Origin of the sequence: Mariluticola halotolerans (genome assembly GCF_021611515.1) — a bacterium.
Lineage (GTDB): Bacteria > Pseudomonadota > Alphaproteobacteria > Rhizobiales > Devosiaceae > Mariluticola > Mariluticola halotolerans.
In genome coordinates this window covers 1,232,351-1,245,233 of the sequence record NZ_CP090960.1, presented here as the reverse complement: position 1 = coordinate 1,245,233, position 12,883 = coordinate 1,232,351, and the positions used below count along the sequence as shown (strand labels likewise).

The window sequence follows — 12,883 nt, the reverse complement described above, 5'->3', positions numbered from 1 at the left end:
CACTCTACTTTGCCAAAAACACGTTATTATTCAACGAATTGCCGGTATATTATATCCTTGGCGTCCCGCCGGATGATAATATGCTGATTGGCGAGAAATCGATAATCATGGCTCCAGGAACCGTCCGGCCATTGCACCCGCACAATCCCCCGGTCCAGCATCCCCAACCCCACATGCACCGCCCCCGATTGACCCGAAGCATGCCCGCCACCGACCCGTATCGTCCGGTTCATCGACACGGTCCCGGTCTTCACCAAAAGCCGCGCACCGACGCCATGCGTGTTACCGTCTTGATCCTGCAATGAAATTTCAACCCAGTTCCCAAGCGGCCGATGCCCCCACTCGGTTTGCCGCCCCATATTCCGAAACAGCGACACATTCGCCTTGCGGTTGATCACCAGCAAATCCAGCAGTCCGTCGCGGTTGAAATCATCCACAATCGCCCCGCGTCCGGAGGTTTCCTGCCCGATCCCGGCCATATCCCCGCTCTCAACGAACGTCCCATCCACCCCCTGCAACAACAGATTGTCCGGATCAAACCCCGCAAAGTCTTGCATTCCCTCAACATTTCCCTTCGCGATAAACAAATCCTCGCGCCCGTCATTGTTGAAATCCGCAAATTCCGCATGCCATCCCGTCGAGGGCAATTTGTCCGGTCCCATATAGGGCTGCTGGGCTGTTGCGCCTTTTTCATATGCAATATCAGTATATTGCGGTTGCGAAGGGTCTGCCGGGTCATCCAGCGATTGCAGCTTGGTATCCCCCATCGAGGTCAGCGCATATTCCGGCAACCCGTCCGAATTCAAATCCGCCTCCGCAATCCCCATCCCCCAGATCGTCAAATGCTCCCAGCCATCCCCGCGTCGATAAAGTCGCGGCGCACGGCCCGTTTCAACCCGCCACAGCTGCTCCTCGCCCCCGCGATAATATTGCCGGTCATTGGTAATTCTAAGTGCCCGTTCGCCCGAACGGTTCCAGTCTGTAAACAGCATGGAAAGGCTGCAATAGCCCGGAGAGAGCGTTGAAATATCTGAGTAATCCGGGGTGTCACTGTCACCGCGTGGCCGCATCAAAAAGTTGTCCGCGCAAGTCCCCCACGGCGCGCCCGGTGCTGTCCGGTCCACATAATTGCCAAACGCCAGCGTCGGAAAGCGATTGCCCGTTTCCCAGTTCGCCGCAAATGCCGTGCTCCATGAAGTCCCGCCATCAATGTTCCAGGCCCGGTCCGCCCGCTCAAACCGGCACTCCCCAAGGCCGCGCAGCACAATGTTTTCGCCAAGCCGCAACAACACCAGATCGTCATGCCCGTCAGCGTCGATATCAAGCGCATAAATCCCCAGCACATTCTGCGCCAGCCTGTCTTCGATCCCCAGCGTTTCCGGACTAAACGCCAATTCACCGCCAACCCGGCTCACGTTGACAAAAAGCCCCGCCGCACTGGTGCCACCCGCCAGCGCGACATCGGGCATCCCATCTCCATTGCAGTCAAACGAGCTGCCGCCACCGCCGACAAAAAACTCCCAACCCCCGGTGTAACTCTGTGTAATCCCCGCACTTTCCGCCTGTTCGACAAATTGCGGCACCGCGAGCAACCCCAGCGCATCTGCCCGCTCGTCAGCCAGCGCGGGCACAGAAAATGCGGCAATTGCCAAGCTCAACATCAAGGCGAAGCGGTTCATTGCGGCATCCTCAGCGTCTTTAAAAAGGTAATCAGGTTGTCCCGGTCTTGCCGGGGCAGGGCGGCGTAGATATCCCGCGCATCGACGGCTTCGCCCCCATGCGCCAGTATCACTTCATCCAGCGTCATCAGATCACCCCGGTGCCCGAACGGCGCTGTGTCCGCCACGCCCCAAAGTTCCGAAGTCATAAACGCATCCCGCGCCACAAAACTCTGTCCCATCAACTCATTGGCAAAATGCGGGTTCTGGTTATCGGCGATCACATGCCGCTTCAGATCGCCAAATAACGGCACCATCACATCGCCATCGGCATTCCGGGGTAGGGACTTTGCCCATTCCAGCTGACCCAGATCATAGATCGCCGGCATGGCGACATCGGCGGCCGAGAGCGTGCCCGCCGTATCAAGTGGCCCCGGATCTGCAAAAGAAAGGCTGCTGAGCGGCAGACTAGGCACGTGGCAGGCAGCACAGCCTGTTGCCGTGAAAACCGTCTCACCGGCCTCCGCAGCCGCTTGCCATTCAGCATTTTCAAACGGCGTCTGCAGCGGCGGCTCAAGACTGGCTTGATAGGCCACCAGGGCCGATACCAGCCCCGGACTGAACTCGTCGGCAAACCCGTCGCCATCAAAATCCGCTTCACCTGTCATCGCCGCGCCAAACCGCTCATCCGCGCCCATGCCGTGATGGGCGTTGAGAGCATTGATCGTGAACATGCGCAAAGACGGAAACACGCCTTTCTGGCTGAAAGGCCTGACTTTCAAGTCAATATCGACACCCGCAATGCCGCTTAAATCGAGTAGGCCATCCGGCGCGGCCGTCAGCGTGCCAAAGTTGATCCCCTTGCTTTCCAGCGTCACCGTTACCGGTTCCGATGTCTGTCGGGCCGCACGCACCGCATCGTCGCGCAGGGTCTGCAAATCCACGGTCATTTCCCGCGCCAGCAATTCGACAAGTCCCGATCCAAACAAGTGGTTCGTCCCGCGCTCATTGGAAAACTGCGCATCCACCGTGTCAAAATCGGCGCTTTCGGTTCCCTCCGAGGTGAACACATTGGTGGTAAAATCCCCCGCACCCCCAGCGATGGGGTCAAGGTGGCAGGAGGTGCAGCTATTGGCATCAGGCCCGGAGGCACGTTGAAACGTCATCTCGCGTGCATGCTTGAAATGGGTGGGGATGATCGCCTGCGTGGCGCGGGGCCGTCCCGCACCATCAGCACCGGTAAATCGTGCCGCAAACAACAACCGTCCGGCCTCTATCAAATCTGTCAGATCCGCAAACGGCAGTGTGTCCTGTAATTGCGCCTGATCGACGGCAACACTGATCGCCGCCGGATCCGCCGGCGCACGTTCGATAAAGGTCACAGGTCCAGCCAGCGTAACAGAGGGGATAAGGACGAGCGCAACCGCCCAGGCAGATCGAAATATCATGGCACCATGCTCAAATTGCTTGCAGGCATACCGGCAAAATCATTTTGATCCAGGCTCACCAAAGCCTTCATCAGCAAGCCTTTGAACACTGGCTCACTCTCATCTTCATGTGTCATGATTTGCGGTATCCCATGCACGCGCGCGGTCAGAGAGGCAGCAATGCTGGCCTCCATTTCCGGGCGCATAAAAGGAAAGGCCCGGGCACCCGGGCCAACGATCAGAATATGCGTGAGATCAAATACCGCCATCAGTCGGTTGATGCCGGTGCCAAGGGCGTTGCCCGCCAGGTTGAACGCGTGAATGACATCGCGATCGCCCTGCTGCGCGCGCGCGATCAGTTGCGCATATTGATTGGCAGGGACAGCGGGGGCAGGGGGCGTTTTATCCGGCACACCATAAGCGCTGCGCAAAAGACCATAGTCTGAGGCATAGGCCTCGATACAGCCCCGCATGCCGCACCGGCAGAGTGCGCCATTCGGTATGTGGTTCATATGGCCGAATTCGGTTGCGGTGTCCCCCTCGCGCGTGCCGCTTTGCGATTGCAACGAAATGCCCATGGCAACCGTAGCGCCCACGAAAACGGTCGCGGTGTTGGCATCGTGCATTTCGGGAAACAGCCAGTGCATGCCCTCCGCCAACAGCCGGCCGCGCTTGAACAATACAACTGGTAATTGAAAACGTTCTTCAAGCCCCGCAACCAGATTATGGCCGGCGAAATGCTGCACTGGCGACCATTTCAGGCTCTGGCTGCCCCTGTCCAGAATGCCTTGCACCGACACGGCAATGCGCAGAATACGCGCTGCCGCATCCGGATTGCGCTTTTGAATATTGGCGATATGGGCATCGAGAAAATCAGTCGGCGTAACCTCATCAAAAGTCTCGGGCGTCAGCAGACTTTCAACCCGGTCCACCAACGTGCCACCATAGTCGATCAGGGAACAACGGACCTTGTTCACGTCGATTTCTATCAGCAAGGCGTAACCGGCATGCCGCTCAAAACCGATACGAATAGCGGGGCGGCCGCGGCCTTTTGTGTCCGGATTGGTTTCCACCAACTCGCAAAGCACCGATTGCGCCACCATGTCGCTGGTGATTGCGGTAATGGTGGCGTGTGACAAGCCGGTTTCCCGCGCGAGATGTGTGCGCGGCAACGGCCCGAGTCGCCGGAGGGCATCAAGCACCAACCCGCGGTTCTGCCGGCGTACCGTATCGGAATCGCTGACTACGCGCCTCACGCTCGCTCCCTCATACACGTCTGTCCCCAGACCGTATGCCACCTATTATCCTCCCGTTCCAGTGTTCGGCACTGGATTATTTTTAACTCTCGAAAATAATGTTGACATGAGTTGAGCGGTCATGCCAGTAATTTTTTCGAGCATTGAAATTATTGCTCGCACGCTGCTGCGGCGTTGGTCGCAGCGCAAAATGGCAAGACGAGCGGTGGGAGCCGTTCGGTGGGAGGAAATCATGAATAAGATTTACGCAGCGCTTCTCGGCGCTGCCGTGTCACTTGGCACGGTAGGCGTCGCAATGGCGCAGGATATTACTGTTGGCGTTTCCTGGTCGAACTTTCAGGAAGAACGCTGGAAAACAGATGAGGCCGCGATCAAGGCCGCACTTGAAGCTGCGGGTGCCAAGTACATTTCGGCAGATGCCCAATCATCTGCTGCAAAGCAGCTGACCGATGTTGAAAGCCTGATCTCTCAGGGCGCAGATGCCCTGATCGTTCTGGCTCAGGATTCCGACGCTATTGGCCCGGCTGTCCAGAAAGCGGCAGACGAGGGGATCCCGGTTGTTGGTTATGACCGTCTCATCGAAAACCCTGAAGCGTTCTACATCACCTTCGACAACAAGGAAGTTGGCCGCATGCAGGCGCGCGCCGTGTTCGAAGCGCAGCCGACAGGCAATTACGTCTTCATCAAGGGCTCGGCATCCGATCCCAACGCAGACTTCCTGTTCTCCGGGCAGATGGAAGTGCTCAAGGACGCGATCGACAGCGGTGCTATCGTCAATGTTGGCGAAGCCTATACCGATGGCTGGATCCCTGAAAACGCCCAGCGCAACATGGAACAGATCCTGACCGCCAACGACAACGAAGTCGATGCAGTCGTGGCGTCCAATGACGGTACTGCCGGTGGCGTTGTCGCTGCACTTGCTGCTCAGGGTCTCGCTGGCTCCGTGCCGGTTTCGGGTCAGGATGGCGATCATGCTGCCCTGAACCGCGTTGCTCTTGGCACACAGACAGTGTCGGTCTGGAAGGATGCACGTGAGCTCGGCAAGAAAGCCGCCGAAATCGCCGTATCTCTCGCCAATGGCGATGCGATGGGCGATGTTGATGGCGCAGTGGTGTTCGATGGTGGCCCCAAGGGCGTCAGCATGAACTCCTACTTCCTCGCACCTCTCCCTGTCACCCGCGACAATATCAATGTCGTGATTGACGCTGGCTGGGTTTCCAAGGAAGTCGTTTGTCAGGGCGTTGCCGCCGGTACCCTTGAGGTCTGCGGCTAGTCGCTGAATCTGGCTTTGCCAGACTAACAGAATGCCGCGGCCGGGCGCCGCGGCATTCTCCTTCAAACCCTCAGGGTCGGAATGCTGAACATGGCGAATCCGCAAACACTTTCTACCGGCGGTGTCCGGGCCAAAACGCCAGTCAATCCCGTAGCGCGTTTTCTCGCTGCAACTGAATTGGACACTAGGCTGCTTGGCATGATTGGCGCATTGGCGCTGATCTGGATCGGTTTTCATATCTTTTCTGGCGGCGTGTTTCTCACCCCGCGCAACCTTTGGAACCTTAGCGTCCAGACATCATCCATCGCCGTTATGGCAACGGGTATGGTGCTGGTTATTGTCACGCGCAATATCGATCTGTCTGTTGGGTCGATCCTTGGCGTTGTTGGCATGTTTATGGCCGTGGTTCAGGCCGAAATCCTGCCGCAAGCTATCGGCTTTGACCACTGGTCGACATGGATTCTGGCGCTGGGTGCCGGCATTCTGTTTGGGGCCATGATCGGTGCCTTCCAGGGCGTAATTATCGCCTATCTGAGCGTGCCGGCCTTTATCGTCACCCTTGGCGGTTTGCTGGTCTGGCGCGGTACGGCATGGTGGATCACCAAAGGGCGCACGGTTGCGCCAATGGACAGCAATTTCGCGCTGATGGGTGGCGGGCCAAATGGCTCTGTCGGCGACGTCGCCAGCTGGATTGTGGCGATCATTGTTTGCCTTGCAATCATCTGGGCGTTGTATTCGGGACGTCAGCAGCGCAAGCGCTTTAACTTCCCGTTGCGGCCGCTGTGGGCTGAATTTGTCCTCACGGCCATGGGTTGCGGTGTCACTATCGCTGCGGTCTGGGTGGTCAATTCCTACCCCTGGCCGCGTCGTGTGGCCGAGCGTTATGCCGCCGAGCACAATATTCCGATACCCGATGGCGGCTTGTTCATCGCGCACGGCATCGCCATTCCGGTGTTGATTGCACTCGGGGTAGGGGTCGTGATGACCTTCGTCACCATGCGCACCCGTTTTGGTCGCTATGTGTTTGCGATGGGTGGCAATCCGGAAGCCGCTGATCTGGCCGGTATCAATACCCGCCGGGTGACGGTGATGATTTTCACCATCATGGGCGCGCTTTGCGGCATCTCAGCCGCCATTTCAACCGCGCGCCTCAATGCGGCAACAAATGCGCTGGGCACGTATGACGAGCTTTATGTGATCGCGGCAGCGGTGATCGGCGGCACGTCGCTTTCTGGCGGTGTCGGCACGATTGCTGGTGCCATTCTGGGTGCCCTGGTCATGCAGTCATTGCAGTCGGGCATGGTGCTGATGGGCATCGATACGCCAATGCAGAGCATTGTGGTCGGTCTTGTGTTGGTTCTGGCTGTATGGCTGGACACCTTGTACCGGCAACGGGCCAATTAGGGAGTGCGGAACATGTTGGATAAATCCCGGCCTATGGTGGAACTTGAGGACATATCGATTTCGTTCGGTGGCATCAAAGCCGTCGAACAGGCGTCGCTCGACCTCTATCCCGGTGAAGTTGTTGGACTGCTCGGCCATAACGGTGCCGGCAAATCAACGCTGATCAAAATCCTGTCCGGTGCCTATAAGCGCGATAGCGGCACCATTCGTATCGATGGCAAGGAAGCGGTGATCAATAATCCGCGCGATGCCAAGGCTTACGGTATCGAGACGATCTATCAGACCCTCGCAGTCGCCGATAACGTCGATGCCGCGGCCAATCTCTTCCTTGGGCGCGAATTGCAGACTTCGTGGGGCACGCTCGACGATGTGGCAATGGAAGCCAAGGCGCGCGAAGTGATGGGACGCTTGAACCCGAACTTCCGCCGCTTCAAGGAGCCAGTAAAATCGCTCTCCGGTGGTCAGCGTCAGTCAGTTGCCATTGCGCGCGCTATTCTGTTCAACGCCCGTATTCTGGTAATGGATGAACCCACTGCCGCGCTGGGGCCACAGGAAACCGCGCAGGTAGGCGATCTGATCAAGCAGTTGAAGTCAGATGGTATCGGCATTTTCCTCATCTCGCATGATATTCACGACGTGTTTGATCTGTCGGACCGGGTCTGTGTGATGAAGAATGGTCAGGTTGTGGGCACGGCGCGCACCAGCGATGTCACCAAGGATGAAGTGCTGGGCATGATCATCCTGGGCAAATGCCCCCCCGGTGCCACGCCGGGGCCAGGCGCCATGGCTGCCTGAGAAATGCAAAACCGCCCGTCGTGAGACGGGCGGTTTTTTGCTTGTAGTGATGATTTCGGATCAGTCCAGAAAGTCGGCCCGATGCGGGGTGAAAGCGTCGATCAGCACGCCGGCCTCAAGTGCCTTGCACCCGTGCACCACATCAGCAGGCACCATATAGCTGTCACCCTTGCGTAGCACGGTGGTCTCCCCGCCAATTTCCATCTCAAACGATCCCTCGGCCACATAGCTGGTCTGGATATGCGGATGGGAATGCAGCGTGCCAACGGCACCCGGTTCGAAAGCAACTTCCACCATCATCAGGTTCGGATGATATCCGAGCATACGGCGGCGCACGCCGGGTGCGGCCTCGACCCAGTCGGCATCGGTTGGTTGAACGAAAATAGAGCTCTGTGTCATCTCATCTCCTGAATACGAGTGTGGTTTAGGAGGCTAAAAAGTGCTATCGCGCCAGCCAGCCACCATCGACCGGGATCACCGTGCCGGTTAGATAATCGGAAGCGGCAGCGCAAAGGAAAACTGCGGTATCACCGATATCCGAAGGTTTGCCCCACCGGCCGGCAGGGATGCGCCCCAAGATTTCCTGGCTGCGTTTTGGGTCCGCACGCAGGGCTTCTGTATTGTTTGTGTCGATATAACCTGGTGCGATGGCGTTCACATTGATCCCGCGCGTTGCCCACTCATTGGCCAGATCCTTGGTCAAACCGGCAATGCCATGTTTGGAGGCGGCATAAGAAACGACGCGGATGCCGCCCTGAAACGAGAGCAGTGAGGCAATGTTGACGATCTTGCCACGCCGGTTCTCGGCCAGCACCCGGCGGCCGAACGCCTGTGAAATCAGGAAGGGAGCCTTGAGGTTGACCTCCAGCACATCATCCCAATCGTCTTCGGAAAAGTCCGCAGCATCGTTGCGGCGAATGATCCCGGCATTATTGATAATGCCATCAATCGCACCATGCTTTTCCCAAACTGTATCCACCAGATCTCGGGTCTGCGCACTATCACCGAGATCGCAGGTATGCGCGATGAAGTTGCCGTCCATTTGGTTGATCAGTGAAGCGGTTTCATCCATCGATGACCGCCCGATCCCAATAACCTTTGCACCGGCACGGGCGAGGGACAGGGCAATGCCCTGGCCAATGCCGGTATTGGCGCCGGTGACCAGAACCTGCTTGCCCTCAAGGCTGAATGCACGGAGATCAATCACCGGATGTCCTCGAGGTTGACCATATCAACATCTGTATAGTCGACGTTGTCACCCGCCATTGCCCAGATAAATGTGTAATTGGCCGTGCCCGCCCCACTATGGATGGACCAGTGCGGCGATAACACCGCTTGCTCGTTTTTCACCAGCAGATGTCGGGTTTCGTCAGGCTCGCCCATGAAGTGGAATACACGTGCTGTCTCAGCCAGTCCGAAATACAGGTAAGCCTCCGAACGGCGCTCATGCACATGGCAAGGCATTGTGTTCCATACCGAACCGGGCGCGAGCATGGTCATGCCGACCACCAATTGACAGGTCTCGACACCTTCAGGATGAACGAACTGGAAAATCGACCGTTCGTTCGAGGTTTCCTGAGCACCGAGATCAAGCCGCTTGGCATCGTCAATCTGCACCAGTTGTGTCGGACAGGTCCGGTGGGCTGGTGCGCTGATGATATAGAACTTGGCAGGGTCCTTGACATCGGCGCTGGAGAAGCTGACTTCGCCCGCACCCATGCCGACATAAATCATGTCACGATGGCCCAAAGCATAGTCAGTCCCGGCGACCGACACGGTGCCAGCAGCGCCGATGTTGAATACCGCAAGTTCCCGGCGGTCCAGAAACTGTTTGGTGCCGGTCGGTTTGATGGCCTCCAGCACCAGCGCCTTGTTCGCCGGAGTAGCGCCCCCAACGATCATGCGATCGTAATGGGTGTAGGTCAGATGAATTTTGCCGGCCTCGAACATGTCCTCAATGAGAAAGTTCTCGCGCAGGTCGGCCGTATCCATCATCGCCCCGCTGGTGGGGTCAATCGCCATCCTTGATGCAAATTCAACGTCAGTCATATTCTTGTCCTATACAGGTTGCTCGCAAGACGAGCTTTAGTGAAACAGGCTCGGAAGCCAGAGAGAGACTTGCGGGATGTAGGTGACAGCCAGCAAGACTGCGATTGAAGCGCCGTAAAATGGCCAGATGCTCTTGAGCGCGACCCAAATCGGGATCTTGGCCACAGCGCAGGCAACAAACAGCACAGCACCCACAGGGGGCGTGCATAGGCCGATGCCGAGATTGAGCACCAGAATGACACCGAAATGGACGGGGTCGACGCCATAGGCCGTTACAACGGGCAGAAAGATCGGTGTTGTGATGATGATCAGGGGCGACATGTCCATGAACGTGCCAAGAACAAGAAGTGTCACATTGATCATCAGCAAAATGGCAATCGGATTGTCAGAAACCGTTTTGAGAAACGCAACCAGAGCGGCTGGAACCTGCAGGTAGGCGAGAAGCCAGCCAAAGGCCGCCGCAGCGCCGACAATCAGCAGCACCATGGCCGTGGTCCGGACCGCCCCATGGGTGGCGGCCACAAAGTCATTCCACTTCAACCCGCGATACACAGTGGCGGTAACAAACACCGCATAGACAATGGCGATGCAGGAGCTTTCCGTGGCGGTAAAAACGCCCGAGCGGACACCCCCGAATATGATGCCGATCAGGATAAGGCCGGGAACTGCGGTGAAGAAAAGTGTCACCACGTTGCGCCAGCCCGCAAAAGACTCAATGGGGTAGTCTCTTGAGCGGGCGACAAAATAGGCGGTGACCATCAAGGCAAGCGCCAGGAGCAGGCCGGGTACGATACCCGCGGTGAAGAGATCGGCGATAGAAATTTTACCGCCAGCCGAAATCGAATAGATAATCATGTTGTGCGACGGCGGTATCATCAAGGCGATGATTGAGCTGAGGGCCGTCAGGTTTACGGCATAATCAACACCGTAGCCGCGCTGCTTCATCTGCGGAATCATCAGGCCACCAATGGCAGAGGCGTCGGCAACGGCCGAGCCCGAGATGCCGCCGAACAGTGTCGACGCAGCAATGTTCACCTGGCCCAGGCCGCCACGGAAATGCCCGACAAGCGCCCCGGCAAGGGCCACCACCCTAGAGGCAATGCCACCCCGCACCATCAGGTCGCCAGCATAGATGAAAAAGGGAATAGCCATCAGCACGAACACGCTGACGCCGGAATTTACACGCTGAAATACGATCAGCGGCGGCAGGCCGAGATAGACGACGGTCGCCAGTGTCGCGGCACCAAGGCAAAAGGCGATGGGGGTGCCAATAATCAACAGGACGACAAACGTCCCGAACAATATCCAGAGTTCCATGGTGCTCAGGCCTCCTGGGGTTCTTCGTCGTCGGGACGAAGGCCCGCGAGGCGCCGCGCAATGCGTTCGGCAGTGAAAAGGGCGATGAGAATGCCACTGGCGATCAGGGGCATGAAACTGAAGCCGCCAGGCAGACCGATTGTCGGCAAGGTAGCAGCCCAGGTGCCAATCATCAGCTGGCTGCCATAAATCACCATGCCAAGGCCAAAGCCGAAGGCGACGAGATCAGAGATCATGCGCAGAATGATTTTGCCAGATGGCGGCACCACATAGAGCAATACGTCAAAGCCAAGATGCACTCTCTCGCGCACGCCAACAGCAGAGCCGAGAAATATGAACCACCCCATGAGCATGACCGCCGTGGCCTCGCTCCAGCTCGGCGATTTGTTCAGGACGTAGCGGCCAAACACCTGGTAGGCGACGACGATCGTCATCATTACCAGGCCGAATCCCGCAACCCATAGGGCTACGGTACTAACGATATTCAGAATTCTGGAAACGTGATCGAGAAAAGTTTTCACTGACTGCTCCATTTGTGAGAGGTGGCGCGGCACCTCGAGGCACCGCGCCACGCAGGATCGACTGGCGGTAGCTTATTCAGTTGCCTGAATACGTGCGACCAGATCCTTCAGCTCAGGTGTGTTGACATACTTCTCGTAGACAGGCTCCATCGCGGCGATGAAGGGGGCTTTGTCTATGTCAGTGATGACCTCTGTGCCGCTGGCGATAACCTTTTCCATCGATGCGGCTTCCTGTGCATCCCACAGTTCACGCATAACCGGTACGCTGTCCCTGGCGGCCTGACGGACAATTGCCTGGTCTTCAGCGCTCAGCTTGTTCCAGCTTGCCTTCGACATAACCAACACTTCCGGAACAATCAGATGCTCGTCGAGGGTGTAATATTTGGCAACTTCGGCATGCTTGGATGTGTCATAGCTCGGCGGATTGTTTTCCGCGCCATCGATAACACCGGTCTGAATGGCCGAGTAGACTTCGCCATAAGGCATTGGTGTGGCATTGGCACCAACGGCAGAAACCATGTCCACGAACAGGTCTGACTGCATCACGCGGAACTTCAGATCAGCAAGGTCATCCATCGAACGGATGGGCCGAACGCTATTGTAAAACGAACGGGCACCACCGTCGAAGAATGCCAGGCCAATCAGGTCAAAAGGCTCGAATTTGGCGAGGATTTCATCGCCAATCGGGCCGTCCATGACCCGGCGCATATGCTCAACCGAGCGAAAAATATAGGGCAGGGACGGGATGTTGGTTGCCGGGATAAGGCCGTTAAAGGGGCCCATCGATACCCGGTTCATGTCGATCACGCCGAAACGGGTCTGCTCAATCGTGTCCTTCTCCTCACCCAGCTGCGCGGAATGGAATACTTCAATGCTGAGACGACCATTGGTCCGCTCGCTGAGCAACTCCCCCATATGCTTCACCGCTTCGACAGTCGGGTAGCCGTCGGGATGCGTGTCCGACGAACGCAGAACCATGTCCTGTGCGAAAGCGGCGGTGCTGAGCAGAGCAGCGACGCCCGCCGTAGCCAGCAGTTTTGTATAATGGAACATCTATTTCCTCCCAGGATGTTTCCGAACAATACAATCTGGTCGCGCCAGGCCGCATGGATGCCCTGCCGTGTTTACCGTCAGGCAGGTCGATGCAAAGCCGGCCGAATGACCAGATTGTATGGTACCGTAT

At 57.4% G+C, this 12,883-nt stretch carries 12 protein-coding genes; 3 read left to right on the top strand and 9 right to left on the bottom strand.

From position 1 onward, the window contains the following. Window positions 1-26 precede the first annotated feature (26 nt). From L1P08_RS06010 to L1P08_RS06000, 3 genes are read right to left on the bottom strand one after another with little or no spacing between them, the layout of a single operon-like run. On the bottom strand, window positions 27-1,679 hold the full coding sequence (locus L1P08_RS06010; protein ID WP_303619096.1) for a CRTAC1 family protein: 1,653 nt from the start codon (window positions 1,677-1,679) through the stop codon (window positions 27-29). Then, window positions 1,676-3,106, bottom strand: a complete 1,431-nt coding sequence (locus L1P08_RS06005) for a di-heme oxidoredictase family protein (protein WP_303619095.1) — start codon at window positions 3,104-3,106, stop codon at window positions 1,676-1,678. The genes L1P08_RS06010 and L1P08_RS06005 overlap by 4 nt, the downstream gene beginning before the upstream one ends. Next, complete coding sequence (locus L1P08_RS06000) at window positions 3,103-4,341, bottom strand: ROK family transcriptional regulator (RefSeq protein WP_303619094.1); 1,239 nt, start codon at window positions 4,339-4,341, stop codon at window positions 3,103-3,105. The genes L1P08_RS06005 and L1P08_RS06000 overlap by 4 nt, the downstream gene beginning before the upstream one ends. Window positions 4,342-4,573: 232 nt before the next feature. On the opposite strand from L1P08_RS06000, the gene xylF reads away from it, so the two are divergent. The 3 genes from xylF to L1P08_RS05985 all read left to right on the top strand — a co-directional run bounded on the left by xylF (window position 4,574) and on the right by L1P08_RS05985 (window position 7,813). Then, entirely contained in the window at window positions 4,574-5,614 is a 1,041-nt protein-coding gene (gene xylF / locus L1P08_RS05995) for a D-xylose ABC transporter substrate-binding protein (RefSeq protein WP_303619093.1), read from the top strand. Window positions 5,615-5,704: 90 nt separating this feature from the next. Continuing rightward, the gene (locus L1P08_RS05990; protein ID WP_303619092.1) at window positions 5,705-7,018 is read left to right on the top strand and encodes a sugar ABC transporter permease; all 1,314 of its coding nucleotides are present in this window, start codon (window positions 5,705-5,707) and stop codon (window positions 7,016-7,018) included. A 12-nt stretch (window positions 7,019-7,030) separates the two neighbouring features. Continuing rightward, window positions 7,031-7,813: an ATP-binding cassette domain-containing protein gene (locus L1P08_RS05985; RefSeq protein ID WP_303619091.1), complete on the top strand. Its 783-nt coding sequence runs from the start codon at window positions 7,031-7,033 to the stop codon at window positions 7,811-7,813. Between the two features lie 60 nt (window positions 7,814-7,873). Here L1P08_RS05985 and L1P08_RS05980 read toward each other — a convergent pair whose 3' ends face one another. The 6 genes from L1P08_RS05980 to L1P08_RS05955 form a co-directional block, all read right to left on the bottom strand. Then, on the bottom strand, window positions 7,874-8,212 hold the full coding sequence (locus tag L1P08_RS05980) for a cupin domain-containing protein (protein WP_303619090.1): 339 nt from the start codon (window positions 8,210-8,212) through the stop codon (window positions 7,874-7,876). Between the two features lie 43 nt (window positions 8,213-8,255). Continuing rightward, window positions 8,256-9,020 (bottom strand): 2-dehydro-3-deoxy-D-gluconate 5-dehydrogenase KduD, encoded by a 765-nt coding sequence (gene kduD, locus L1P08_RS05975; RefSeq protein ID WP_303619089.1) that lies wholly within the window; start codon window positions 9,018-9,020, stop codon window positions 8,256-8,258. Beyond that, window positions 9,017-9,862, bottom strand: a complete 846-nt coding sequence (gene kduI / locus L1P08_RS05970) for a 5-dehydro-4-deoxy-D-glucuronate isomerase (RefSeq protein WP_303619088.1) — start codon at window positions 9,860-9,862, stop codon at window positions 9,017-9,019. Before kduI ends, kduD begins: the two co-directional genes overlap by 4 nt. A gap of 36 nt (window positions 9,863-9,898) precedes the next feature. Beyond that, on the bottom strand, window positions 9,899-11,179 hold the full coding sequence (locus L1P08_RS05965; protein ID WP_303619087.1) for a TRAP transporter large permease: 1,281 nt from the start codon (window positions 11,177-11,179) through the stop codon (window positions 9,899-9,901). Window positions 11,180-11,184: 5 nt separating this feature from the next. After that, window positions 11,185-11,700 (bottom strand): TRAP transporter small permease, encoded by a 516-nt coding sequence (locus tag L1P08_RS05960; protein WP_303619086.1) that lies wholly within the window; start codon window positions 11,698-11,700, stop codon window positions 11,185-11,187. Window positions 11,701-11,772: 72 nt separating this feature from the next. Next, window positions 11,773-12,753, bottom strand: coding sequence for a TRAP transporter substrate-binding protein (locus L1P08_RS05955; protein ID WP_303619085.1), 981 nt, complete (start codon window positions 12,751-12,753; stop codon window positions 11,773-11,775). Between the last annotated feature and the right edge of the window lie 130 nt (window positions 12,754-12,883).